18 protein-coding genes are annotated in these 24931 nt (G+C 44.9%); 6 read left to right on the top strand and 12 right to left on the bottom strand.

The window, feature by feature from the left end; translation table 11 throughout:
• Positions 1-370: 370 nt before the first annotated feature.
• The 7 genes from sufB to MKY19_RS08590 form a co-directional block, all read right to left on the bottom strand.
• On the bottom strand, positions 371-1768 hold the full coding sequence (sufB, locus tag MKY19_RS08620; protein ID WP_042186357.1) for a Fe-S cluster assembly protein SufB: 1398 nt from the start codon (positions 1766-1768) through the stop codon (positions 371-373).
• Positions 1769-1792: 24 nt separating this feature from the next.
• Positions 1793-2224: a Fe-S cluster assembly sulfur transfer protein SufU gene (sufU, locus tag MKY19_RS08615; RefSeq protein WP_036684339.1), complete on the bottom strand. Its 432-nt coding sequence runs from the start codon at positions 2222-2224 to the stop codon at positions 1793-1795.
• Positions 2211-3437: a cysteine desulfurase gene (locus tag MKY19_RS08610; protein ID WP_076284184.1), complete on the bottom strand. Its 1227-nt coding sequence runs from the start codon at positions 3435-3437 to the stop codon at positions 2211-2213. Before MKY19_RS08610 ends, sufU begins: the two co-directional genes overlap by 14 nt.
• Positions 3434-4735, bottom strand: a complete 1302-nt coding sequence (gene sufD, locus MKY19_RS08605) for a Fe-S cluster assembly protein SufD (RefSeq protein ID WP_042186353.1) — start codon at positions 4733-4735, stop codon at positions 3434-3436. Before sufD ends, MKY19_RS08610 begins: the two co-directional genes overlap by 4 nt.
• A 27-nt stretch (positions 4736-4762) precedes the next feature.
• Positions 4763-5545, bottom strand: coding sequence for a Fe-S cluster assembly ATPase SufC (gene sufC / locus MKY19_RS08600; RefSeq protein ID WP_042186351.1), 783 nt, complete (start codon positions 5543-5545; stop codon positions 4763-4765).
• A gap of 285 nt (positions 5546-5830) precedes the next feature.
• Positions 5831-6292: a DNA starvation/stationary phase protection protein gene (locus MKY19_RS08595; RefSeq protein ID WP_042125852.1), complete on the bottom strand. Its 462-nt coding sequence runs from the start codon at positions 6290-6292 to the stop codon at positions 5831-5833.
• A 243-nt stretch (positions 6293-6535) separates the two neighbouring features.
• Complete coding sequence (locus MKY19_RS08590) at positions 6536-6838, bottom strand: DUF1805 domain-containing protein (protein ID WP_042186349.1); 303 nt, start codon at positions 6836-6838, stop codon at positions 6536-6538.
• Positions 6839-7053: 215 nt separating this feature from the next.
• On the opposite strand from MKY19_RS08590, the gene MKY19_RS08585 reads away from it, so the two are divergent.
• Complete coding sequence (locus MKY19_RS08585) at positions 7054-7581, top strand: hypothetical protein (protein ID WP_042186347.1); 528 nt, start codon at positions 7054-7056, stop codon at positions 7579-7581.
• Positions 7582-7660: 79 nt separating this feature from the next.
• Here the strand turns inward: MKY19_RS08585 and MKY19_RS08580 are convergent, their stop codons facing one another.
• On the bottom strand, positions 7661-8047 hold the full coding sequence (locus tag MKY19_RS08580; RefSeq protein ID WP_076284185.1) for a DUF423 domain-containing protein: 387 nt from the start codon (positions 8045-8047) through the stop codon (positions 7661-7663).
• A 169-nt stretch (positions 8048-8216) separates the two neighbouring features.
• Here MKY19_RS08580 and MKY19_RS08575 point away from each other — a divergent pair, with 169 nt between their 5' ends.
• On the top strand, positions 8217-8678 hold the full coding sequence (locus tag MKY19_RS08575; protein WP_052404212.1) for a hypothetical protein: 462 nt from the start codon (positions 8217-8219) through the stop codon (positions 8676-8678).
• Between the two features lie 87 nt (positions 8679-8765).
• Here MKY19_RS08575 and MKY19_RS08570 read toward each other — a convergent pair whose 3' ends face one another.
• Positions 8766-9233 (bottom strand): hypothetical protein, encoded by a 468-nt coding sequence (locus MKY19_RS08570; protein ID WP_076284187.1) that lies wholly within the window; start codon positions 9231-9233, stop codon positions 8766-8768.
• 204 nt (positions 9234-9437) lie between these two features.
• On the opposite strand from MKY19_RS08570, the gene MKY19_RS08565 reads away from it, so the two are divergent.
• The 4 genes from MKY19_RS08565 (at position 9438) to yhbH (ending at position 19873) form a co-directional block, all read left to right on the top strand.
• Positions 9438-10082 (top strand): methyltransferase domain-containing protein, encoded by a 645-nt coding sequence (locus tag MKY19_RS08565; RefSeq protein WP_339269879.1) that lies wholly within the window; start codon positions 9438-9440, stop codon positions 10080-10082.
• Between the two features lie 121 nt (positions 10083-10203).
• Positions 10204-16941: a hypothetical protein gene (locus tag MKY19_RS08560; RefSeq protein WP_339801971.1), complete on the top strand. Its 6738-nt coding sequence runs from the start codon at positions 10204-10206 to the stop codon at positions 16939-16941.
• Positions 16938-18623, top strand: a complete 1686-nt coding sequence (locus tag MKY19_RS08555; RefSeq protein WP_339269875.1) for a DUF11 domain-containing protein — start codon at positions 16938-16940, stop codon at positions 18621-18623. The genes MKY19_RS08560 and MKY19_RS08555 overlap by 4 nt, the downstream gene beginning before the upstream one ends.
• An 86-nt stretch (positions 18624-18709) precedes the next feature.
• Entirely contained in the window at positions 18710-19873 is a 1164-nt protein-coding gene (yhbH, locus tag MKY19_RS08550; protein ID WP_042193520.1) for a sporulation protein YhbH, read from the top strand.
• Positions 19874-20078: 205 nt separating this feature from the next.
• Here yhbH and MKY19_RS08545 read toward each other — a convergent pair whose 3' ends face one another.
• From MKY19_RS08545 to MKY19_RS08535, 3 genes are all read right to left on the bottom strand, one after another.
• Positions 20079-21584: an alpha-glucosidase/alpha-galactosidase gene (locus MKY19_RS08545; protein WP_339801967.1), complete on the bottom strand. Its 1506-nt coding sequence runs from the start codon at positions 21582-21584 to the stop codon at positions 20079-20081.
• Positions 21585-21702: 118 nt separating this feature from the next.
• Positions 21703-22626 (bottom strand): AraC family transcriptional regulator, encoded by a 924-nt coding sequence (locus MKY19_RS08540; RefSeq protein ID WP_339804229.1) that lies wholly within the window; start codon positions 22624-22626, stop codon positions 21703-21705.
• A 174-nt stretch (positions 22627-22800) separates the two neighbouring features.
• A complete protein-coding gene (locus tag MKY19_RS08535; RefSeq protein ID WP_339801965.1) occupies positions 22801-24855 on the bottom strand; it encodes a methyl-accepting chemotaxis protein in 2055 nt (684 codons plus the stop codon).
• Positions 24856-24931: the final 76 nt, after the last annotated feature.

Below are 24931 nucleotides of genomic sequence, written 5' to 3'. Positions count from 1 at the left end.
TAAGCAGTGTATCATCCCTAATTTAAAGCGGCAAAGGGTAGAATTGAGCGTTTATCCTGTTATTTCGGAAAAAAGACCCATATATAGGTGATAAACGACCATCATTGTCTTAAAATACTCGAGTTTCCTCCTTAATGCTGTTGAATTAAGAAACATCATGATCCTTGATCTGATCACCCTCTCCAAAATAAACTTTTATCAAGCTTTTTTGCATAAAATTTGGATTTAACCTTCTAGAATGAAAACCCCCATCTCAATTTCCAATAAAAAATACGTATTCGAGTGACTTGAGCATAAAAGCATCAAGATCACTGCGAATACGTATTTTGTATTACTTATTAGAATGAAGCCGGAACCTTGAAGATCAAGGTTAACCGATACTTCCTTCCATTTCGAATTTTATCAAACGGTTCATTTCAACCGCATATTCCATCGGCAGTTCTTTGGTGAACGGTTCGATGAAGCCCATAACGATCATTTGAGTTGCCTCAGCTTCTGTTAGGCCGCGGCTCATTAGATAGAACAGCTGCTCCTCAGAAACTTTGGATACCGTTGCTTCGTGCTCAAGCACGATGTTATCGTTCATGATTTCATTGTAAGGAATCGTATCCGAAGTGGATTCGTTATCCAAAATGAGTGTATCACATTTAATGTTCGATTTCGCACCTTCTGCCTGACGGCCAAAGGAAGCAAGACCACGATAAGTTACTTTACCGCCGTGCTTACTGATCGATTTCGATACAATAGTGGATGTTGTGTCTGGAGCCAAATGGATCATCTTGGCACCAGCATCCTGATGCTGGCCTTTACCCGCTACCGCGATGGACAGTACTGAACCTTTAGCTCCACGGCCTTTAAGAACAACCGCAGGGTATTTCATAGTCAGCTTGGAACCGATGTTGCCATCGACCCATTCCATCGTAGCATTCTCTTCTGCAACCGCACGTTTAGTAACGAGGTTGTAGATGTTTGGAGCCCAGTTCTGAATCGTAGTATAACGAACGCGTGAGTTCTTCATACACAAGATTTCAACAACCGCACTGTGCAGAGAATTCGTGCTGTAGATTGGCGCTGTACAGCCTTCTACATAATGCACGAAGCTATCTTCGTCAGCGAGGATCAAGGTACGCTCAAATTGTCCCATGTTCTCGGAGTTAATACGGAAGTAAGCCTGCAAAGGAACTTCACATTTCACACCTTTAGGAACGTAGATGAAGCTTCCGCCTGACCAAACTGCACTGTTAAGTGCTGCAAATTTATTATCGGTTGGAGGGATGATCGTCCCGAAGAACTTCTTAAGAAGTTCTGGATGTTCACGCAGTGCAGTATCGGTATCTGTAAAAATAACCCCTTGATCTTCAAGGCTCTTCTGCATGCTGTGGTATACAACCTCAGATTCATATTGTGCCGATACGCCGGCGAGGAACTTCTGTTCCGCTTCAGGAATACCCAGCTTATCAAAGGTTTCCTTGATTTCGGAAGGAACTTCTTCCCAAGTCTTCCCTTGTTTTTCGGAAGGTCTTACATAATATTGAATATCCTCAAAATCTAAATCATCCATATTGCCGCCCCATGTAGGCATCGGCATTTTACGGAACTGTTCAAGGGATTTTAAGCGGAAATCAAGCATCCACTGTGGTTCATTTTTGATTGCTGAAATTTCTTTAACAATTTCGGCCGTCAAACCTTTACCAGACTGGAATATCGACTTATGCTCATCACGGAACCCGTATTGGTACTCTTCCATATCAGGCGCTTTCTTAGCCATGGTGTCAGCCTCCTTGTTCTACTGTTATTTATGTTGCTCTTCTTCGTCAATTCCTTTACGAAGCGCGTTCCAAGCCAGTGTTGCACATTTGATCCGCGCAGGGAATTTATTCACACCCGATAGGGCTTCAATGTCTTCATAATCTCCAAAATCCACGTCTTCACCCTTCATCAGTAAGGAGAAGTTATCAGCTAGTTCAAGTGCTCGTTCAACCGTTTGACCTTTGATCGCCTCAGTCATCATCGAAGCCGATGACATACTGATCGAGCAACCTTCACCGTTATAACGGGCATCCTTGACGATTCCATCCTCTACCTTAAGCTGAAGTGTAATACGGTCACCACAAGTTGGGTTATTCAGTTCAATTTTCAGAGCATCATCTTCAAATGAACCACGATTCCTAGGACTTTTATAATGATCCATAATTACGCGTCTGTACAAGTCATCCAAGTTCATAGCCGAAGTACTCCTTTGTCTTGATTAAAGCGTCCACCAGTCGATCTACATCCTGCTCGGTGTTATACAGGTAAAAGCTCGCACGTGCTGTTGAGCTGGCTTCCAGCCAGCGCATCAGCGGCTGACAGCAGTGATGACCAGCACGGATAGCAATTCCCTCCGCATCTAGTACTGTAGCGACATCATGCGGGTGAACGTCACCCAGATTAAAAGTCACAACGCCAACTTCACGATTGCGCGGACCATAAATGGTCAAGCCATCAATTTCAGATAAACGTTGTTCTGCGTATGCGGCAAGCTGCTTCTCATGGCTGTGAATCTCATCCATGCCGATTTCTTGTAAGAAATCTACGGCTGCACCTAATCCAACAGCTCCTGCAATGATCGGCGTACCGCCCTCAAACTTCCAAGGAAGTTCTTTCCATGTCGATTCATAGAGACCCACATCATCGATCATTTCGCCACCGAACTCAATAGGTTCCATGGCTTCAAGGAGTGCTCTTTTCCCGTACAAAGCCCCAATTCCAGTCGGTGCTAGCATTTTATGTCCGGAAAGTGCATAGAAATCACAATCCAGATCCTGCATATCGACCTTCACATGAGGTGTGCTCTGTGCGCCGTCTACGACAATTACCGCACCGTTTCGATGAGCAATCGCCGCAAGCTCTTTAATCGGATGAGTTACTCCCATAACATTAGACACATAAGCGATAGCAACGATCTTGGTTTTATCCGTAATCGTCTTCTCAGCATCTTCAAGCGTAATCGTTCCGTCAGGTTGCAACGGTATATATTTTAAAGTAGCACCTGTCTTCTTAGCTAGCTGCTGCCAGGGGATCAAATTACTATGATGCTCCATCAGGGTGATGACAATTTCATCGCCTTCACCCACTGCAGATGGCCCGTAAGAAGAGGCAACAAGATTTAGGGCAGTGGTTGTGCCGCGCGTAAAGATGATTTCTTTAGTGCTGCGGGCGTTAATAAACTTAGCTAGCTTCTCCCGGGCTCCCTCGTAGGCATCTGTTGCACGGCTGCCTAGAGTATGGACGCCACGGTGTACGTTGGCGTTATCCCACTCATAATACGACTTGACCGCCTCAATCACTTGACGAGGCTTCTGTGAAGTAGCAGCACTGTCAAGATAGACCAGTGGATGGCCGTTCACATTCTGGTTCAGTATGGGAAATTGCTCCCGGATGGCGTTGCTAATCATTGACCTAACTTCCTTTCCACAAGAGATTGGAGCTGATTGCGCAGTCCCTCTAGTGGAATTTGCGACACAACAGGAGCCAAGAAGCCATAGATGATCAGAGTTTCTGCATCATGCCGTGTAATTCCGCGGGACATCAGGTAAAAGACTTGCTCGTGATTGACCTGTCCTACGGAAGCGGCATGGCCTGCTGTAACATCATCTTCATCGATCAGCAGGATCGGATTGGCGTCACCACGGGCTTTTGGACTCAGCATCAATACTTTCTCTGTTTGCTGACCGTCGGCTCTTGTAGCACCTTTCTCGATCTTGGTAATTCCGTTGATGATAGAAGTAGCATTATCACGCATAACCGCACGAGTGATCATGTCACTTGGGGTATTTTTGCCGAAATGCTGAGCTTGAGTAGTGTAATTCAGTTTCTGTGATCCCGTACCTACAGCAATTACTTTAGCATCCGAGCTAGAGCCATTACCTTTGAGCACAGATTTGGTATCACTTGCTGTATCACCATAGTTCATCTCTCCAACAATCCATTCGATCGTTCCGTCATTCTCAACAACAGCGCGGCGGTAAGTCACATCTGTTGTATCCACGCCCAGCTGATGCACTGTAGCATAGCGTACTTTAGCACCTGCACCCACGAATACTTCTACAGCACCATTGTGCAAGCCAGCTTCCTCTTTATCCGACACGTAGTTGTCTACGTATGTCAGGGAGCTGTTAGTATCCGCTACAATCAAAATGTGAGGAACAAATGAAGCTTCCGCATCATCTGTTAACAGCACCGCCTGAAGTGGAGTTTCAACCACTACATTCTTAGGAACATAGAGGAATACTCCCCCGTTCCATAGTGCTGCATGAAGCGCAGCGATAGAATGCTCGTCAGGCTGAATCGCCTTATGAAGGTAACGTTGTACCAAATCTCCGTGCTCTTTAACAGCCGTTTGCAGATCGGTAAAAATAACACCTTGTGCTGCAAGTTCAGGAGCTAGTCGTGTATATACTGCACCAGAGTTACGTTGAATAATCAGACTGCCTTCTTCCTGATCCTTGATCAAGGAGGAAATGGAAGCAGGTGCATCCTTCAATGAAGCAATGGTTTCGCTTGCTTTGTAGCTACCATAATTATTCACATTCCAACGATCAATCCGTGTCTTCTCTAATTTAGGCAGTGTCAGAGTAGCTGCCAGTTCAAGTGCTTTCAAGCGGCTTTCTTTCAGCCAACCCGGTTCGCCGCTACTATGCGATAATTCGCTCAAGCGCTCGGCATCCACCGGAAGAATGGTCTGTGTCGTCATAAGTGTTCTCCTCCTTCCTGGCGTTTCTTACGCGTCTTGCCCTACTGTTTCGTCTTCAATTCCAAGTTCTTCTTTAATCCATTCGTAGCCTTCTGCTTCCAGACGTTGTGCAAGCTCAGGACCACCGGATTTTACAATTCTGCCCTGCATCATAACATGTACAAAATCAGGCTTGATGTAGTTCAAGAGACGTTGATAGTGGGTAATAACCAGGAAACCGCGATCTTCACTCCGCATGGAGTTTACGCCTTCGGCAACAATTTTCAAAGCATCAATATCAAGACCAGAGTCAATTTCGTCCAGAATCACGATTTTTGGATCTAGCATCATCATTTGTAGAATTTCGTTACGTTTCTTCTCACCACCGGAGAAGCCTTCGTTCAGGTAACGGTGTAGGAACTCAGGATTCATGTCCAGTTCTTTCATCTTCGCTTCCATAAGACGGATAAAACGAATCAAAGAAATTTCGCTTCCCTCTTCACGACGGGCATTAATGGCAGAGCGCAAGAAATCGGAGTTTGTTACTCCGGAAATTTCACTTGGGTACTGCATAGCAAGGAAAAGACCTGCACGTGCGCGTTCATCAACCGCCATCTCCAGAAGATCTTCACCTTCAAGTGTTGCTGTTCCTTCAGTTACTTCATATTTAGGGTGACCCATAAGAGCTGACGCCAAGGTACTTTTACCTGTACCGTTTGGTCCCATGATGGCGTGAATTTCGCCACCTTTCATTTGAAGGTTAATCCCCTTCAAAATCTCTTTTCCCTCAATCGTCGCTTTAAGTCCCTCAATGACAAAATCTGCTGCCATAATATTATTCCCTCCATTGATCGATTTGCGAAATCAAAAGTTGTATTGAAACAGGATGATCCTGATTCCCAGCACAATTAGATTTTATATCACATTATAATTATTATAAATTGAATCACAGTGATTATCAATGATTCTCAACAATTTTATAACAAACCCTGTCTTTTTACAAATATCTCTTTTTATTTATCCTTTAATGCACCGCATGTTTCGCTATTTTCCGTAACCACCTAACGCAAAAAATAAGACCTCCCGCAGGAAGCCTTATTTCATATACTTTATCGTTTAGCTAAGGTAGGAACGCAGCATCCATTGATGTTTCTCAAGATCACCACGAATTTTAATAAACATGTCAGAGGTAGGCTGGTCCTTAATTTCCTCAGCAAGCTCAATGCCTTCTGTCAACTCTTCAGAAATAGTAGCGAAGTCTTCAATCAGAGACTGGACCATACCACGTGTGTCCTCTTTACCAGTAGCTTCTTGAATCGTTGCCAATTCCAGATATTCTTTCATCGTTGCAGCGGGACTTCCTTTGATGCTTAGCAGACGCTCTGCAACTTCATCCATTTGAAGCGTCACTTCATTATATAGATCCTCAAATTTCACGTGAAGAGAGAAGAATTGTTCTCCTTTTACGTACCAATGAAAATTATGGATTTTAACATACAATACATTCAAGTTAGCAACCTGACGATTCAAAATTTGTTCCAGTGATGTTGTATTTACTTTATTAGATGCTTTAGCCATGAGATGATCCCATCCTTATCCTTTATATTTACCGGGCTACTTAATCCTTCATCCGGCAGCAACTTGTCTATTCTTAATTTACCCCTTAGCATGTAAGACGAAACAAGGAGAACCCTTCCATAAAATCACTGTTTAAATTATTTACACTAAAGACGCTCTCTATAATGTTCAAATTCTGATTCTTGCAAAAAAACACAAGAGGCCATTGGCCTCTTGTGTTTTGGATTTTGTAAGATTGTTCAGTCAGACCATGAGAAGTAATGCATCCGCACCCGTCATGCCGGGTACGATACCTAGACGCTCCGCTTCTATGGTTACAGACTCCAATGGGGCAGCTAACAGCTGTGACAGCGTACGTACACCAACCGCCCGGGCTGCGATAATATGCCGATCACTGAGCTTCTCATTGAGCAAACCAACATCCAGCGCACCACACATAATATACCCTCGGCTTGTGCTGATTGAGAGCAGCGTTGTTTTCGGAAGCTTAACTTCTACCCCGATCAGCGTATGTTCACCTACGGTAATGGGCTCCATAGTAACCAATAGCAGCACCTCCTTTATTCACCAACCACGATGTATATGTATGCTTCACCGCCTGCTGATGTGCAGTTGGTAGTCCTAGGCTTTTCGTAAAAAACACAGTACCTTGGTCCCATTTTCTCTAGTGTCAGGTATATGATTATTACTTGTTTAATGTTATAGTTTATTTACATTCTTATAATTGTAAAGAAATGTTCAAACGAAAAGCTGGGGGATCTATGGACGAGAAACTACAACACACAGACGGCAACTATTTATTTAATGTCGACATCCTGATTAATGCCCGTACCAACCCGCTTGCATTGCAATATCTGCTTGAAATGTTGAACAATAATGACAAAATCACAGATTTCAACATTAACTCCGGTCTTGAATTGGGGAGAACCATTGACAGCTTGCTTCGTTCTGCCAAACTAGCCTTGAATCAAAGCTCTGCTCCTCCAACTTCATTTAAGCTGCCACCAAAGACCACTAAAAAGCAGCTCGATAAACCGATTGATAAACAGGCAATATTGCCTGCACAACAGTCAGCTATTGAGACGCCAGCTGATGCATACGGGAAAATTCGACAGTATATTCAGAACAACCAATTAGTACGTTTACGAGCGAATCGGTACGGAAAACAAGTGTCCATGCCCTGTCGTATTTTAAATTTTGATGAAGCAGCCAACTCTATTAGTGTCTATCACGTGGATGAGAAACAGGTATACAGCTTTAATTTAAATGAGATCGACGAATTTCTGTAAACGTATACGTTACAGATAAATAAGCATCCGCCCCTTTATGGAACGGATGCTTATTTATCAACTTCTGTAACTTGATTGCTTAGGATGCCTCTTTGCTGCGTGAGAATGCTTCCACAGCCAGACATAACCAGCCTGCTATGAAGCATACACCACCAATAGGTGTTATCGCTCCGAGCACCTTAATCCCGGAAATGCTCAGTACATATAAGCTACCAGAGAACAAAATCGTCCCTGCTATTAATAGCCTTCCTGCCCAGCGTAACCGGGTACTTTCTCCCCATTGACCTACAGCCAGTGCTATCAGAATTACACCCAGCGCATGTACCAAATGATACTGTACACCCGTCTCATATACCTTCATATATTCTTCGCTAATAACAGGTTTTAATAAATGAGCGCCAAAAGCGCCTACTCCTACTGCCAGCATTGCTAGCACAGCCCCCCAGGCCATAAGTTTCCGTTGCATTCGATTACAACTCCTTAATATTAGACTTCTTCTATCATAAACGATTACCGATTGCTTTTTCCAGCAGCCATTTACGAATTAGCCACAATCAGGGGTTGCTTTTTTAGCATCAATATGAAAAAGTGGATATTAACAACATTTCATTCTTATCTCTCAAGGAGTGCAACCTATGGACCTTAATTCTCTCTCAAAATCTGACGCGCCTACAGCAGAGGTAGGAAATACCCAACCTGATCTGAGTCAGCCAAGTGCTGGTTCGTCGTATTCGTACCAGAAAGTAGATCATGACCTGCAACACTCTGGACCTGGTATTGCTTCTTTCATCATCAGCCTCGTGACCATAATGGGTTATGCAGCTCTCTTCGTTTTCATTATTATGAAGGCTTCTTCCATGGTTAACGAGAACTCGAATCTATTAGCCGAATCATCGCAGTCCATCATGCTTCTTGGAATGACTGTTATTATTCTTTCAGCTCTTAATGTAATTGGTGTTGTCATCGGCATTATTGGACTTTCCATCCGGAAGAGACGTAAGGTTTTCGGCGTTATAGGCACTATCATCAACGGTGTGATTATCTTACTCTTTATGCTGCTTATTACTATTTTCTTAGTCAATGCCGGGACGTTATAACGTTCATTTCTAATTCCAAGACAAAAGGGCTGTTCCTGAAATCAATCAGGAGCAGCCCTTTTGTTATTTATAAATGATAGCGTTTCTTTATTTTGCAAGTGACAGCTTCGAAAGTACACGCTGTTTAACTGTAGCATCGCCTTCCACTGCTTTTTCAACATATTCAAAAGCTACAGGATCATCCGTATTTAACTTCTCAATAACGCTCTCCATACCTGCTGTGATCTCAAAAGCCGTAGGACCTTCTTTGGTCTCAATCTCAACAGAATGACTATCTATTTGGCCGACGTAAACGCCTGTTCCTTTAAGAATTTTAGCTTCTGGATTTGCAGTAGGTTTGGGTGCGGGAGTACTTGGATTCTCTGTTGGTGCAGTGGTACTTGTACCTTCTGTAGGTACGGGTGTGCTTGTGGTCTCCTCTGTTGGCACTGGAGAAGCTGTTGCACTTGGTTCTGCAGATGGCTGTGCTGAATTATTAGTAGCACCGCAAGCGGTTAGGGCTAGCGTTAATGCTGCGATTGCAGCTATAGCGGGTAAGGAACGTTGTTTTTTCATGTTGACTGCCTCCTCTATGTTTAGCGGTTGTTTGCAAAGTCATTTTCTATAAGCCTACTCCTATAAACGTATCAACTCTGCTAAGGTTTCATAATACGTTATTTTTAGTAACTTCCAATCTTTAATAGGCATCCGCCGGATGCAGGCTTAAGCGAGATTAATACAATAGTGTTGAGCCTGATTTATCCCTAAGGAGTGGTCCCCTTGAGAATCGATATCGGCTGCGGATCCAATAAAGAAGCAGGTTATCTCGGGATCGATCGCATCGCGGGTCCCAACGTAGATATTGTCTGTGACATTAGCCAAGGCATCCCTTTGCCGGACAATACCGCCGAGTTTGTAATGGCTAGTCGTGTATTACCTTATATCGACGATTTATCCGCGGTTATGTCGGAAATTCACAGAATTAGCACCCACAAAGCCATTGTTTGTATACTGGCCCCGTATGCCCACAGTTTTGTTCATATGTCCAATCCTTCCTTTAAGCAGAAGTTTGATGAATATACTCCGAGGTATTTCACAGGATCCTTTTTCCAGCCCCCATCCGGTCCAGTATGCCCATCGATTCCTGACTATCCCATCCCGGTGCCGCCGTTCGATTATCGATTGCTGCGGATGGAGCTTTTCTATCAATACCCTTATGAAGATCCTCTTTATGAAACAGAAGAACTAGAAATACTAAAGACGCTTCAAGCCAATGTTGTGCATGAAATCATGTACCATTTCACCGTAATCAAAGAAAATATTTCTATTCATGAGCTGGAATTGATGAGTAGAGGGCTTTACGCTGAACCGCGTGTTCTTATGAAACGCAGGCTAAAATCACACGATAGACAAAATTTCCTATAATTTATTGATGGGACATACAATTATACCCGAATTACATCATAGGCTAACATACAGGTATTAACTGTGCCGTCCTGACTATGGGACGGTTCACTTTTTTAAAAGAAAATTAACCTCGAAGGAGGTGAGAATCATTCCACTAGTCGTACGGGCAACGATCAATGCGACCGGTGCTATCACATTTACGGGCAACACACTTGGACTTAGTCGCTCTGATACAGTCGGAGTACCTGGGACACAGGACAGCATCGGTGGCTTTACCACTGTCAATACATCGTCTATTTTTGGAACCTACCCTAACGGAACGACTAGTCTTTATACAAGCAATAGTTCAGCAGCCATACTGGTCCTTCCTTCAGGTAGCACAGTGCTGTATGCAGAGCTGATATGGGGTGGCACCTATATAAATGGAACCGTAAACCTCAGTTCGGCGATAAACAACCCAGTCACCTTCATTACCCCTGCCGGGACTTCATTTAGCGTTACACCTGATTCTGCAACGAGTAACGTAGTCGATTTGGGAGGTGGTGCTTCTGCATATGTCCGTTCCGCCAATGTAACCAGCATTATACAACAAGGTGGTGCCGGTACCTATACTACAGGCGGCGTTGTAGGCACAATTGTAATTCCAGGAGACTCGACAGCCAACCATGCCGGCTGGACTTTAGGTGTTATCTACCAGAATACAGCCCTCCCATTCCGCAATATGTCCCTTCGGGCAGGTGCAATACTAGTACAGGCAACATCAGCCCCGGTTTCAACTACGATAACTGGGTTCGCAACACCAATAACAGGTGCGCTTGGAGGCAGAGCATTATTCAGCGCACAGGAGGGAGATGCAAACCGTTCAGGCGACCAGGCCTTGTTTGGTCCAACTGCTGCTACACTCGTAGCGTTATCTGGCCCAAATAACTTTGCTAACAACTTTTTCGCATCACAAATCAACAATGATACAGGTAATCTCAATACAACTGGAACATTTGGAACACGCAATCAGACGAACGGGAATCCAGGAACCAACATCATCGGTGGCCGACAAGGCTGGGACATTACTAATGTTGACGTGTCAGCCAGACTTGCAAATAATCAGTCTTCAGCGATTTTACAATTAACTACCTCTGGTGACGCTTATGTGCTTAATGGAAATGCCATACAAGTAGATATAAATGCACCCAAAATAAACCTTACTAAAAGTGCCAATGTGTCCGGCCCTATAGTCGGGGATACGGTAACTTATACTGTAACTGTCAGTAACACTGGTACAGCGAGTGCAGCTAGCGTCGTTTTATCAGATGCTCTGCCAGCAGGCTCAACCTTTGTCACTGGAAGTGTAGTAGTAGCCGGTGTTGTAAGACCCACCTTTGATATTACAGCAGGCATCTCCTTGGGGTCATTAGCTTTGAACTCTTCAATAACGGTTACATATCAAGCTAAAGTCACTTCATTACCACCAAGTCCACAAAATATAGCCAATACCGCCAATGCTGCTTTTACGTTTCAAAGTGTAGCAGGAGGCCCTATCATGACCGGGGTTATTCCATCCAATACGGTAACTTTACCCGTATATTCCCCTATTCTTAACATTGTAAAAACTGCCAATACTGCAAATGCGACGGTCGGAGATCAGATCACCTATTCCCTTCAAATCACCAACACTGGAAATATTGGTGCTATAACAACCCTTACCGACAATATTCCTTCAGGTAGCTCATATATTGCGGGTAGCTTTACCGTCAATGGAACACCTGTCGCTGGAAATCCTGCTACAGGTATTGCTATTGGAACGATAGCTGCTGGAGGCAGCTCTACCGTTCAATTCCGCGTAGTGGTGAACAGTCTCCCTTCACCGCCACAACTGGTCGACCAAGCGAGCACCACTTACACCTTTCAAGTTCCAGATGGGCGAACCGTAGCTGGATCAGCCTCATCCAATTCGTTGTCTATTCCAGTTACAACTCCCAACGTAACAGTGCTCAAAAGCGCTGGATTTGCTGACGTTGCTGTAGGAGATACACTGCTCTACACCTCCGTTATCAGCAATAATGGAATTGCAGCAGTTACCAACGTATCGCTTTCAGACATTATCCCTGCTGGGACTTCACTAGTCTCAGGTAGTGTTACGGTAGGTGGAACGCCACAGCCATCTGCTAATCCCGGTACAGGAATTTCTATTGGAACCATCACGCCTGGAGGTTCCGTTGCGGTCACCTTTCAGGTCAACGTGATCTCATTGCCAACTCCCGCTCAACTATTAAACAGATCCTCTACATCCTTCAGCTCAGGATCGTTTACTGGCATTTCACTTTCCAACACGACTACAACTCCTGTATATCAACCTGTAATCCAGATTGTCAAAAGTTCGAACGTTTCCAGTGCCACTGTAGGGGGCAATATTCTCTACACGTTGAATGTTCAGAATTCTGGAAATATCGGGGCATCTGTAGTCCTCAGTGACAATATTCCTTCAGGGAGTTCCTTTGTCTCGGGGAGTGTCACAGTTAATGGAGTTGCTAAACCAACAGACTCTCCACTTACAGGAATTAACTTAGGAACTGTAGCTTCAGGGGCTAGTGTTCCTGTAACCTTTCTTGTCTCTGTGCAATCTTTGCCTTCACCACCTGTTCTGAACAATCAAGGCAGCAGCAGCTACACCTACCAACTACCAAGCGGTAGATCCTTATCCGGAACCAGCCAATCAAACACCGTCAGCATCCCAGTCTCCGCTCCAAATATTACGCTAACCAAATCCGCAAGCCTTGCTGATGTCACAGTCGGTGAGAATCTGACTTACACAGTCCAAGTGTCCAACTCAAGCAGCGTAGCTGTGAATAACGTTGTCGTCTCTGACCCCATTCCTTCGGGAGGCACTTTTGTAGCAGGCAGCGTTATTGTTGGCGGTTCATCGGTACCAGCCGCAAATCCAGGTACAGGAATATCTATCGGTAGTATTGCGGCTGGCAGCTCTATTACAGTCTCTTTTAGAGTGAATGTTTCTTCTTTACCAAATCCATCACAATTTACAAACAGAGCTAGTGCGTCTTTCTCATCCGGTGCCTTCACTGGTTCTTCACTTTCGAACACGGTAGTAACCCCTGTGTATCAACCTATTATTAGTATGGTCAAAAGCGCGAATACCGCTCAGGCATCCGTAGGAGGATCTTTGTCTTTCTCGATTCTTATCAGCAATACCGGGAATATTGCAACCACTCTACTATTAACTGATAATCTTCCACCCCAAGCTTTATTTAACGCGAACAGTGTAATCATCGGGGGAACACCTTTACCCGGATATAATCCAGTAACCGGAATCCCTGTAGGCCCATTGGCACCAGGTGACAGCGTATCTGTGAGCTTTCTGGTTACGATAACAGCGTTACCTCCTTCACAGATGTTACTGAACTCCGCTTCGGCAACATATAGCTTCACCCTCCCGGACGGGCGTCAACTCGGAGGAAACGTAGTATCAAATACGCTCTCTGTCCCTGTATCCGCACCTAACGTCAGTGTCGTAAAAAGTGTGAATGCAGCTACTGCCGTTACGGGAGATATCCTTACATTCACCTCAGTATTGACGAACAACAGCATAGCTACTGTAAGCAACATCATTCTCAGCGATCCTCTGCCTGAGAATGTAGCTTTTATTCCCGGAACCGTAATTGTAGGCGGCATTACTCAGCCGCTAGCAGTTCCGTCCGCCGGCATTCCAATCGGTAGTCTGGGTCCAGGCGCCACAGCTACCGTAACATTCGAGGTGAGGATAACGATGCCGATACCATCACAAATTAATAATCAGTCGTCCGTCAGTTTTACATCCGGTGTATTCTCCGGTTCTTCTTCATCCAACATTACTAGCACACCAGTCATTCAGCCACAGATCTCCTTATTAAAAAGTGCCGTCGATGGAGATGGTGATGCCGATGCTCTCGTTGTAGGTGATACCATCATCTACACAGTGGTTGTAAGTAATGCAGGTAATCTTGCTGCAAATGTAACCTTAACCGACAACGTTCCTACTGGAACTGTCTTCAATCCTAACAGTGTTATTGTAGGAGGCATGCCCCAACCAGGTGCAGCACCCAATACCGGCATAGCTGTAGGAAGTGTAGCTCCGGGAACCAGTGTCCCTGTTAGCTTCTCTGTTAATATCGTTTCCTTACCATCACCACAACAAATCAGCAATCAAGCTTCTGCAAGCTTCACCTATACTCCGCCTGACGGTAGACCCTTAAGCGGAACTGCTGTATCTAATACCGTCACACTACAGGTCTCAGCTCCTAATATCGTGGTAGTCAAAAGCTCCACCTCAACTTCCGTAGCGATCGGAGATACGGTCACTTATAACGTAAATATTTCAAATAACGGTATAGAAGCTGTCAATAGCATAATCCTTAATGATCCAACACCAGCAGGTGCTGCTTTTGTAACGGGTAGCGTATCCGTGAACGGAGTACCTTTCCCAAACCTGAATCCTTCTTCGGGGATATCAATTGGTACCCTGGCGCCTGGAGCTTCAGCTCTGGTTGCTTACAGTGTTACCGTGACCTCTGTTCCTCCTACTGCTACACTTATCAATAAGGCATCCGTAACCTTTACATCAGGTGTTTTTTCCGGTTCGACCTTCTCCAATACCGTTACCATCCCTGTGTACCAGCCGAACATCTCGGTCGTCAAAACAGCAAGTACGAATAACGCTACAACAGGTGACGCTGTCAGCTATACCCTGACCGTGAGTAACACAGGAAACTACCCGGCAAGCTTAATCATTACGGACAATATTCCTGCGGGTACTACCTTCGTTCCGAATAGTGTGCTCATTAATGGACTCCCCTTAGCGCAAGCAGATCCATCTACGGGGATTCCAGCTGGAGTTATTGCACCCGGTGCTACTACTGCAGTAATATTCACTGTTAATATCACCTCACTGCCCAATCCTCAGCAGTTGGTCAATCAGGGTACCGTAGCGTATAGCTTCACTTTGCCTGACGGCCGCACACTTGGTGGTTCCGTCCTATCCAATACAATTTCTATCCCTGTCTCTTCACCAAATCTGGCTGTAGTAAAATCTACGCCTACCACATCAACTACAGTTGGAGACACGATCAACTATTCAGTTACAATTACCAATAACGGAATCGAAACGGTAAATAACGCTGTGTTCACAGACGCACTTCCTGCGGGTACTACATTCGTATCTGGCAGTGTTTTAGTAGATGGCGTACCTCGTCCAGGGGGTAGCCCTTCCACCGGGGTAACCTTGGGCAGTATTGCACCAGGTGTAACTGTAACTGTGGCATTCACAGTGAATACAGTCTCATTGCCACCTTCAGGCCTCCTAAATAACCAGTCAACAGTGAGCTTCACCTCTGGAGTTCTCTCGAATGTTGCCTTCTCTAATATTGTATCAACGCCTATTTACTTACCGATTCTAGCCGCAGCAAAAAGCTCGAATTCAATTCAAGCGACCGTCGGAGATACTATTACCTACACGATTAATGTAACCAATTCAGGGAATTACGGGGCTTTGGCTACTCTGAGTGATACTATCCCATCTGGAACAACATTTGTGCCAAACAGTGTGCTTATTCAAGGTGCCCCAGCTCCGGGAGCAGATCCAGCGGCTGGCATTCCACTCGGTGTCATATCCGCAGGTGCAACACTATCTGTTATGTTCTCAGTACTCATTTCAACATTGCCAGCAAGCCAGCAACTGATTAACCAAGCATCGGTAGCATTTGCTTACACCTTGCCTGATGGGCGGACGTTTAACAGTTCGATCAATTCCAATTCGACAACGATTTCGGTATCCTCACCGAATGTGATCGTAACTAAGTCATCACCAGCAACAGATGCCGTTGTTGGCGATACAATTACTTACAACCTTACAGTTACCAATAGCGGAATCGCCAATATCAGCAATGTAAACATCAGTGATCCAATACCAGCAGGTTCTTCTTTTGTTGCTGGCAGTGTGATCGTTGATGGCACTCCGCATCCTAATGCCAATCCAGCGAATGGCATCTCGCTCGGCACAATTGCACCGGGCGTTTCGGTCAATATCTCGTTCAACACTATCGTCAATGTACTGCCTAATCCTGCCACGCTCACCGATCAAGCTTCCGTCAGCTTCACATCTGGAGCATTCTCGGGATCCTCATTCTCTAATACACTTGTTATTCCTGTGTATCAGCCTATCATCGTTGTAGTCAAAGGGGCAGACAGAACCGCCGCAACTGTCGGAGATACGATTACTTACTCCTTGAATGTGACTAATACTGGTAACCTCATAGCAAATGTAGTCATAACTGACACGATTCCTAGCGGAGCTATCTTCGTTCCAAACAGCGTGCTCATTAATGGGGTGCCACAACCAGGCTCCGACCCGGCTACTGGATTAAATATTGGAGCAGTTGCTCCGGGAAGCACGGTAACAGTGACCATAACCCTGCAGGTTACAGTAGCCTCCCTCCCGTCACCGCAGCAGTTAGTAAATCAGGCTTCAGCAACTTTCTCATTCACACCTCCAGATGGTCGTCTGCTCACCGGAACTTCACTTTCAAATGTCCTAATCATCCCTGTCTCTTCTCCGGATGTAAGTGTCGTTAAGAGCACTACTTCTATTGATGCCGTTGTCGGCGATATCATCACCTATACGATTGTTGTTACCAACTTAGGGATTTCACCAGTCAATAACGTCATCATGGTTGACCCTATCCCAGCAGGCAGCCAGTTTGTAACAGGCAGCATCACTGTAGACGGAACCCCACGACCTAATGGCAGCCCGGCTTCCGGTATTGCCATCGGAACGATTGCTGCTGGCGCTTCCTCAACCATCACCTTCCAGGTTCAGGTAGTAGCGTTATGATTCCCGGCTCACGTACCCAACCTGTCGTAACCAATCAATCTATGGTACTCTTCAACTCGGCAGCGGGTGTTGACGGCATTGTCTATTCCAATACCGTTAACACCCCGGTCGTGGGCCCCGTGCTTTCATTGCTGAAGAGTACAGACAAACTCCATGCCTCGTTAGGTGACACTCTGGTGTATACCATTAAAGCTTCTAATAATGGAAACACAGATGCTTCGCTAACCGTGTATGACATTCTTCCAGAGGGTGTATCCTTTATTTCCAACAGCGTGCTTAGAGACGGAGTGCCTCTCCCAGGGGCTACACCGTCTTCGGGCATACCGCTAGGTTCTATTGCTCCGCAGAGTCAAGTGAGCATCGCCTTTCAAGTGGTTATCATTTCACTTCCCTCTTCACTAGTGCTGCAAAATAAAGCACTGGGCCGTTTTTCTTTTGCCACACCCGAGGGAAGAATCGTTAATGGAGATTTATATTCTAATTCCGTACTAGTTTCTTTACGCTCCTACCAGCTCTCTACCTTGTTGTCTGCAAGCACTCCGACCTCTTTTATAGGTGATGTAATTACCTATACATTACGGCTTACGAACGAAGGTAACAGCCTATTAAACCAAATCATCGCAACGATTTCTATTCCTAACGGATCTGTGTTCATTCCAGGGAGTGTCATTGCAGGTGGCGTCTATTATCCAGAATCAGAGCCTACGCAAGGAATATTAATTGGTCAACTTGATAAAGACCTAAGCATTGATATTACTTTTCGCGTTCGAGTTACTGAGGTCCCCTCATCCTTGGACCTGACTAACCATGCAGCTGTCACTTATACCGTCGACGACGATCCCAATACCACCGAGAGTAACACCCTCGTTGTCTCACTTGTTTTGGCAGGCGTCACCATCAGCAAGAGAGTAGATCATGTTACAGCAGCTCCAGGTGACAACCTAAGATATGAACTAACGGTAACCAACAGCGGGAACTTGGCCGTAAATGCGGTTCTGACCGATGCTATCCCTTCGGGCACTCTTTTCGTATGGGATAGTGTTCTCTTAAACGGAGTGATGCAAAAAGGCGCCCGTCCTGCTGATGGCATTCAGCTAGGCACATTAAGAGGCGGAACTTCAGCGGTCGTGGTCTTTCAAGTGAGCATTCCTGCAGCTATAAACATTCATGCCCACGCAGCTGTCCAAAATCATGGCAGTGTTCAGTATACTTTTGTGCTCCCGGACGGACGGACAGTAAGACAAACCTCTCGTTCCAATATCGTTACTACCTTAATAGTCCTGCCTATCATTTCTCTCGAAACTCATGCAAAGCCTACCCTTGTAGAAGAAGGAGAACATGTCCAATGCTGGATCTCCCTAACGAATAGTGGGAATTGGCCAGCAGAAGTATCCCTTGATCGGCTCACACCGGAGGAATGTCTTATTGATCCTAGCAGCATTGTGATTGATGGGATTCCAAATCCACAATCTTCATTTAACGGTATTTTGTCGCTAGGGACAGTCAAAGCTGCTACCACTGTAAACATCCATTATTTTGTGAGGGTTAGTGAACATGTACTGGGTCGTTTCCTTAAAGGCTTAGTAACCGCTCCATACTTCTTCAATCTGGATGGACGTGAATACACTGGCGAGAGCCAGTCGAACAGTTATATATTGACCGTGGAAGAGATCAGTGAATAAGAAATCACATATCCCCCATCCCCATGAATATACTTTAGTTACAACCCCAAAACATAAATATTTATATTCCATGGGAGGTGGTCATCCTGTCGCAATCATCTGGTCCCTTTTCCTTTGTCGTCTCAAAAGAAGACTGGTCCCTTCATCGCAAAGGCCATCAGGATCAGGAACGTCATCAGCAAAAGGTCAGAGAAGCTATCAAGGATAATTTGCCGGATCTCGTGACCGAAGAAAATATTATTTTGTCAGGCGGTAAGCAGATTGTAAAGGTTCCGATTCGCAGTCTGGATGAATATCGAATTATCTATAACTTTCGTAAGCAAAAGCATGTAGGACAGGGCGACGGGGAAAGTCAGGTCGGTGATGTACTTGGGCGGGATTCACAGTCGGCACAGCCCGGCAAAGGGGAAAAAGCAGGCGATCAACCCGGTCAGGACACCGTGGAAGCAGAGGTCAATCTGGAGGATCTGGAGGACATCTTGTTTCAGGATATGGAGTTGCCACATCTGAAGCCCAAGAATAAGGAAGAGATCGAGGTTAAATCCATCATCTTCAACGATATTCGTAAAAAAGGCATGATGTCCAACATCGATAAGAAACGTACCCTGCTGGAGAATCTTCGGCGTAATGCAAGCAGAGGGAATCCCGGCATTCACAGTATAAGTCCTGATGATCTGCGCTACAAAACATGGGATGACATTCGAACGCCTCACTCCAATGCGGTCATTATTGCGATGATGGATACGTCAGGTTCGATGGGTTCTTTTGAAAAATACTGCGCCCGCAGCTTCTTCTTCTGGATGACACGCTTTCTACGACGCCAGTATGAAAAGGTAGAGATTGTCTTTCTCGCCCACCACACGGAGGCTAAAGAGGTCAGCGAGCATGATTTCTTCACCCGCGGCGAGAGTGGAGGAACCATCTGTTCCTCAGCTTATCAAAAAGCGATTGAGATTATCGACAGCCGATACCCGCCAGCGCAGTACAACATTTATCCGTTTCACTTCTCTGATGGCGATAACCTCACCTCCGACAACGAACGCTGTGTAAAGCTAATTGGAGAACTGCTAAAACGAAGCAATATGTTTGGTTACGGGGAAGTGAATCAGTACAACCGCAGCAGCACACTAATGTCCGCTTATCGTCATCTGAAGCACGAGCAATTCATGCATTATGTCATTAAAGACAAAAAAGAAGTGTACCAGGCGCTAAAGACCTTCTTCAGTCAAAAGGGCACTGTTAATTCATAATTTCTACGTTTAATTATAGCCCACAGCTAGACTGCCTGTTCTATTGTCCTCCCCATATAAAAAAACCTCCATTCCAGAGCTTGGTAGGGGAGGTTTTTTTATTGAAATCTATTCAACTGTCCTAAACCGTTCCACAATACTTTTATTACCACTCAGAAAATAGATGGCAAGAGTCATATTCCAAATGAGTTGTAAACTCTACTACCTATTGAACCTTCTCTCTATCCTTGCCTTTATCAGATTCACCGGCATTTCTATTCGCTGCTTCCCGGTCCTCCATCATCTCGTCCACTGTCTTTACCTTCAGGCGGGCTGCGCCTTCATTGTTGGCATTCGTTGGAATAAGATCTCCTGAAGCTAAGCGTTCCTTCGCTTTTGCAATGGCCTCGCTGTATTGTGACAACCACTGCTCCCCAGCTACAAGCATCTCATCGACCATCTGCCAGATTTCTTTCGGGTTACATACGGCGCCTACCAACGGATCCATCATAAATGCTTGACGTAGCAGCTTGTCATCGCCGTGCACAGCAGCTTCGACGGCTAAACGTTGCACCGAGATACTAACGTTGCACACTGCGGCTGCTCCTAAAGGCAATTCACCTACAAGCGGCATCGATATACCGTTCCGATCCACATACCCTGGTGCTTCGATGATCGCATCATCTGGCAAATTAGAGATCACGCCATTGTTCACAGTGTTAAAGTGACCTCTATACACTCTGCCCGTTTCCAAGCCTTCAATAATAAACGAACCATGTTCTTCTCCGCGATTCTCCACTGTATACTCCAATGCCGAGTCCTTCATCCAATTTGGAAAATCCGTTTCGAACCAATTCCGCCCTTCGGTGCAGACACGTAGATATCCACCAGTCTCACCGTTAATCCAGCTTCCCAGGTCGATCCAATCCATAATTTCATCGCGGCGTTTACGATACCATGGCACATATTCACTTAGGTGACCATTGGATTCTGTACTGTAATATCCAAAGCGTCGCAGCATGTCGATCCGAACTTTTTCTGTGCGACTGAATTCTGGATGACTCTCAAAAGCTTCTAAAAGACCTTCGGTCAAATCTTTGCCCTTATGACTCGCCGAAATATACCAAGTCTGGTGATTGATACCCGCACAAATAATATCGACTTCCGACTTTTTCAGCCCATACACATCTGCAATTTGTCCATGCCCATGCTGCACCCCATGACACAGACCAATCGTCCGTACACCACCGTATTTGTTGCATGCCCAAGTCAGCATAGCCATAGGGTTCGAATAGTTAAGTAGGAGTACATCCGGCGCAGCCATTTCCCTAATATCACGGCAAATATTTAGCATTTCCGCAATCCCGCGCTGACCATACATGATGCCTCCTGCACAAAGGGTATCCCCTACGCACTGATCGACTCCGTATTTCAATGGAATATCCACATCTGTAGCAAATGCTTCCAGTCCACCCATACGAATAGTACAAAATACATACTTCGCATCCTTCAAGGCTTCTCTTCGATCCGTCGTTGCCTGGATTTGAATATTTAATCCATTCTCTTTAATATCACGTTGGCACAGCTCGGTAACCATCTCCAAGTTGTGGCTATTAATATCCATAAATGAAACTTCAATATTATTAAATTCCGGCACGGTTAGTAAGTCCCGCAACAATCCACGGGTAAATCCAATGCTGCCTGCCCCTATAAAAGACACTTTAAATGACATCCTTATCATCCTCCGGTAATGAATTGATTGTTCCTGTCCATTGTAGCAAGGGCGCTAAGGAAAGCGTAACCAATATCATGACCTCTTTTGAAGGAAGGTGTCAAAAATCCTAACTTATCTATTGAACATCCATCTCTTCATAACTCCAAGAATGACGCTCAATGGAATTACGATATTCTACGGGCGTGTTGTCAGTATATTTTTTGAAGAGGAGATGAAAATATTGTCTGCTACTAACCCCTACATAATCGGCAATTTCAGCAATTGGAATATCACTCTGCCCCAGCAGCATCTTTGCTTTCTCCATTCGCAGCATATTCAAATAATCACTGAGTGTCCTACCTGTATGTGACTTAAAAATACGATGCAGATATCCGGGATGCAGATTGACCGCGGCAGCGATATCCTTAACCTGAATACTCTGGTCGTAATTCTGATGCAGGAATTCGATACTACGCCGCACATAGAGCTGCGAAGGCTGTTGACTGACATGAAGCTGATCCTGTCGCAAGCTAGATAATCGAAGCAGAAGCTCACAGAACAATAAGTCAACCATACTTCCGCCTTTCCCGCCACTTTGATCAAGCTCTAGTACAAGTCCTTTTAGAACATGATAAATTTCCTCCGGATCAGGCATAACTAGACTGGAAAAGGGCACCTGTAACCATTCAGCAAGTGCCGCTTCTTTCCGAGCGAGCTTGCCGATAGATGGAGCAACCCCTGTATATTCCATAAATCCAAACTCCACATTCAGCATTCGGCAGGGCGTCCCATCCTCGACAATCAGTCTGTGCGGTACATTTGCATCGAGGATGATCAGTTCTCCCCGCTTCAACCTAAATCTCTCTTCTTCACCTGCTTTTGAACGGACATCCACGACACAGCTTCCTGAGATCAAATACATGATTTCAGTTGAATTATGCTGATGGTAGGTCATATAGTAGTTGTTCCATTGTTTATAATAGTAAGCAAAAAAATGAGGACTATAATCCCCTTCGATTAATGCCTGCTGAAAAAGACTCCCACTAAGACTTAGATGCAATTTCGTCAATCGATCACTCCTTTCTTCTATTAAAATGTTAACCCAAGTGTATCTCTCAAACTACTTCTAAGACAAGAAGAGCTACTTGAAGTCATTAAGTTAGAAAAAACGAGCAAAACTCCATTACACAGGAGAGTTGCTCGTTTTATTGTTTTTACTAATAAGATTTAATTCTCATACTTGAAAAGAAACCATAGATTGCTTAAGATCTGCTGCTAAGCTCTCCAGCTTTTGGGATAAGGAAACTAGCTCCTCACTTACAGTAAATTGCTGTGAAGACATCGAAGCTACCTCCTGCGTCGAAGCCGTCGTCTGCTGCACAATGGAACTGACACTCGCCATGGATTCACCTAATTGACGCTGAAACTCTATCAGTTCATGAATAGAAGCAGAGGATTCACTAAGATGTCCCATGAAGTGTTCCATTTCCTCTTTGACACTCGCAAAAATCGTTGACGACTCACGCACGGAAGAAATCTGCTCACGGAACTTTGGAGCGGTCTCATTGATATCTTTAACCGTGTTCTCAATGTGTAGACCAATCTCTTCCGTAATCTTGGAAACCGATTGGATCGACTCATTCGATTGGTTAGCGAGCTGTCTGATTTCATCAGCAATCACTATAAAGCCTCTGCCTGCTGCACCGGCTCTTACCGCCTCTATAGTGGCATTTAGCGCCAAAATATTGGTCTGCTTATTTACGGCAATCATAGGACTAAGAATACTACGAATTAAATGAGTACTCTCTCTTAGCTTATTGGAGTTCTCTTGTATTCGATTGAACATCTCCACCGTAGATTCACTCTGCTCTACTAGCAGCTTCATCAGCTCTGTCCCCTGATCACTAACCTCAATAACCCGCTCCGCCGAAGCGTCCATTACTGTATTTAGTTCAGTTACTTCACTCATCTTACTGCCAATGATTTCGACATTAGCATGGCTTTTTTCTGCTTCGACAGCAAGGCTTGCTGCTCCAAGTGCAATCTCACCCGTAGCAGATGCAACCTCTCTAGCATGAAGTGATGTTGTACCTGACGCTTTGACTAATTGCTCTGAAGTACCAAGCACTTCATCCGCTGACATTTCACTCTGGCTTGCAAGCAGAGAAATTTGCTCCATCATTTTGTTAAAGCTATGCCCGAGCCGACCAATCTCATCCTTACCCTTAAAATTCGTTCGTACACGAAGGTTTCCTCGCTCACCTTCTTCCATTAAGGTCGCCAGTTTACCTAGTGGACGCCCAACCAAACGAACAAGAACATAACCAATTAGCAGAGCTATCACGGCAGCTGCCAGCACCACAGAGAACGTGATATAAAGAAGCTTATCTGCCGACTTCGTAAAATCACTAACGGGTGCATATCCCATGAGCGTCCACTTTGCAGTCTTTAAAGGCTGATACACGACAAGCTGCGGACTTCCGTTCTCATCGGCTGCTGTAAATGAATGTTTCTTTTCTACATCTTGCCCTTCTGATACTTTTATGTAAGAGGGTTGACCCAGTTTAGCATGATCCGCACCATAAACTATGTTACCTTCTGAGCTCAAAATTCGAATCTCACCTGTAATTCCAATCTGAAGATTAGACAACATTTCGGTCATTGCTTTGCCTTTAACTTCGATCAGCATGTAATACTCCGCTTCAGGATGTACAAGATTGCGAAGCAATCTCCCCATAGTTAAAGTAGGTTCAGTATAAGAATCAAAGAAGCCCTTCTCACGAACTGGAAACCACACTGGCTCCCCTTTAGCATCTGCAATTTGTTTCAGTCTTTCAGCAATACCTTCATCACTACGAAGGCCACTAATTCCTGTAGATTTATACGATTCTGTTTCTTCCAAGCTCTTAGATACCAGTCTGACGCCATACATCCGCTCATCTGATCCTTTAACTAAGTCTAGCTTTCTACGAATCCGATCTTCTGCGGAAACTTTGGCTACCGTTGTAAGTTCTCCACTTTTTATGTTTTCCAAATCACCTTTTAATGTGGAGTCGAGGGCAAACTGCCTTGAGAGCGCTTCGTATTCTGTTAGGACAAAATCCAGCTTGTCCGCTGCTTGAACTATAGACTGTGAGGAGGCCGCGGCAACCTCATCTGTAATGATATCTTTGGCAGCAAAATATGAAGTCAATCCTAGAACAGAGGATAAGAGCACTATGGAGCTGAAAAGAATAACGAACAATTTTATCCCAACTGATCTAAACTGTAGGGTCCATAGCTTTTTCATTAAGTTCACTCCCTATGATGGAAAAAGGGTACAGCCTTCCATTTCTGTACAAAGGCTGTACCCAGTTCATTCTTTA

It is taken from the genome of Paenibacillus sp. FSL R5-0744, assembly GCF_037972555.1.
Taxonomy (GTDB): domain Bacteria; phylum Bacillota; class Bacilli; order Paenibacillales; family Paenibacillaceae; genus Paenibacillus_AQ.
Note: the sequence above shows the minus strand (reverse complement) of the source record. Positions and strands in the feature narration are given on the sequence as shown.

Coding starts and splice junctions, on each gene's coding strand:
- sufB (WP_042186357.1), bottom strand. CDS start 1,768: ATGGCTAAGAAAGCGCCTGATATGGAAGAGTACCAATACGGGTTCCGT.
- MKY19_RS08575 (WP_052404212.1), top strand. CDS start 8,217: ATGGACCTTAATTCTCTCTCAAAATCTGACGCGCCTACAGCAGAGGTA.
- sufC (WP_042186351.1), bottom strand. CDS start 5,545: ATGGCAGCAGATTTTGTCATTGAGGGACTTAAAGCGACGATTGAGGGA.
- MKY19_RS08555 (WP_339269875.1), top strand. CDS start 16,938: ATGATTCCCGGCTCACGTACCCAACCTGTCGTAACCAATCAATCTATG.
- MKY19_RS08585 (WP_042186347.1), top strand. CDS start 7,054: ATGGACGAGAAACTACAACACACAGACGGCAACTATTTATTTAATGTC.
- MKY19_RS08610 (WP_076284184.1), bottom strand. CDS start 3,437: ATGATTAGCAACGCCATCCGGGAGCAATTTCCCATACTGAACCAGAAT.
- sufD (WP_042186353.1), bottom strand. CDS start 4,735: ATGACGACACAGACCATTCTTCCGGTGGATGCCGAGCGCTTGAGCGAA.
- MKY19_RS08580 (WP_076284185.1), bottom strand. CDS start 8,047: ATGCAACGGAAACTTATGGCCTGGGGGGCTGTGCTAGCAATGCTGGCA.
- MKY19_RS08535 (WP_339801965.1), bottom strand. CDS start 24,855: ATGAAAAAGCTATGGACCCTACAGTTTAGATCAGTTGGGATAAAATTG.
- sufU (WP_036684339.1), bottom strand. CDS start 2,224: ATGAACTTGGATGACTTGTACAGACGCGTAATTATGGATCATTATAAA.
- MKY19_RS08595 (WP_042125852.1), bottom strand. CDS start 6,292: ATGGCTAAAGCATCTAATAAAGTAAATACAACATCACTGGAACAAATT.
- MKY19_RS08570 (WP_076284187.1), bottom strand. CDS start 9,233: ATGAAAAAACAACGTTCCTTACCCGCTATAGCTGCAATCGCAGCATTA.
- MKY19_RS08545 (WP_339801967.1), bottom strand. CDS start 21,584: ATGTCATTTAAAGTGTCTTTTATAGGGGCAGGCAGCATTGGATTTACC.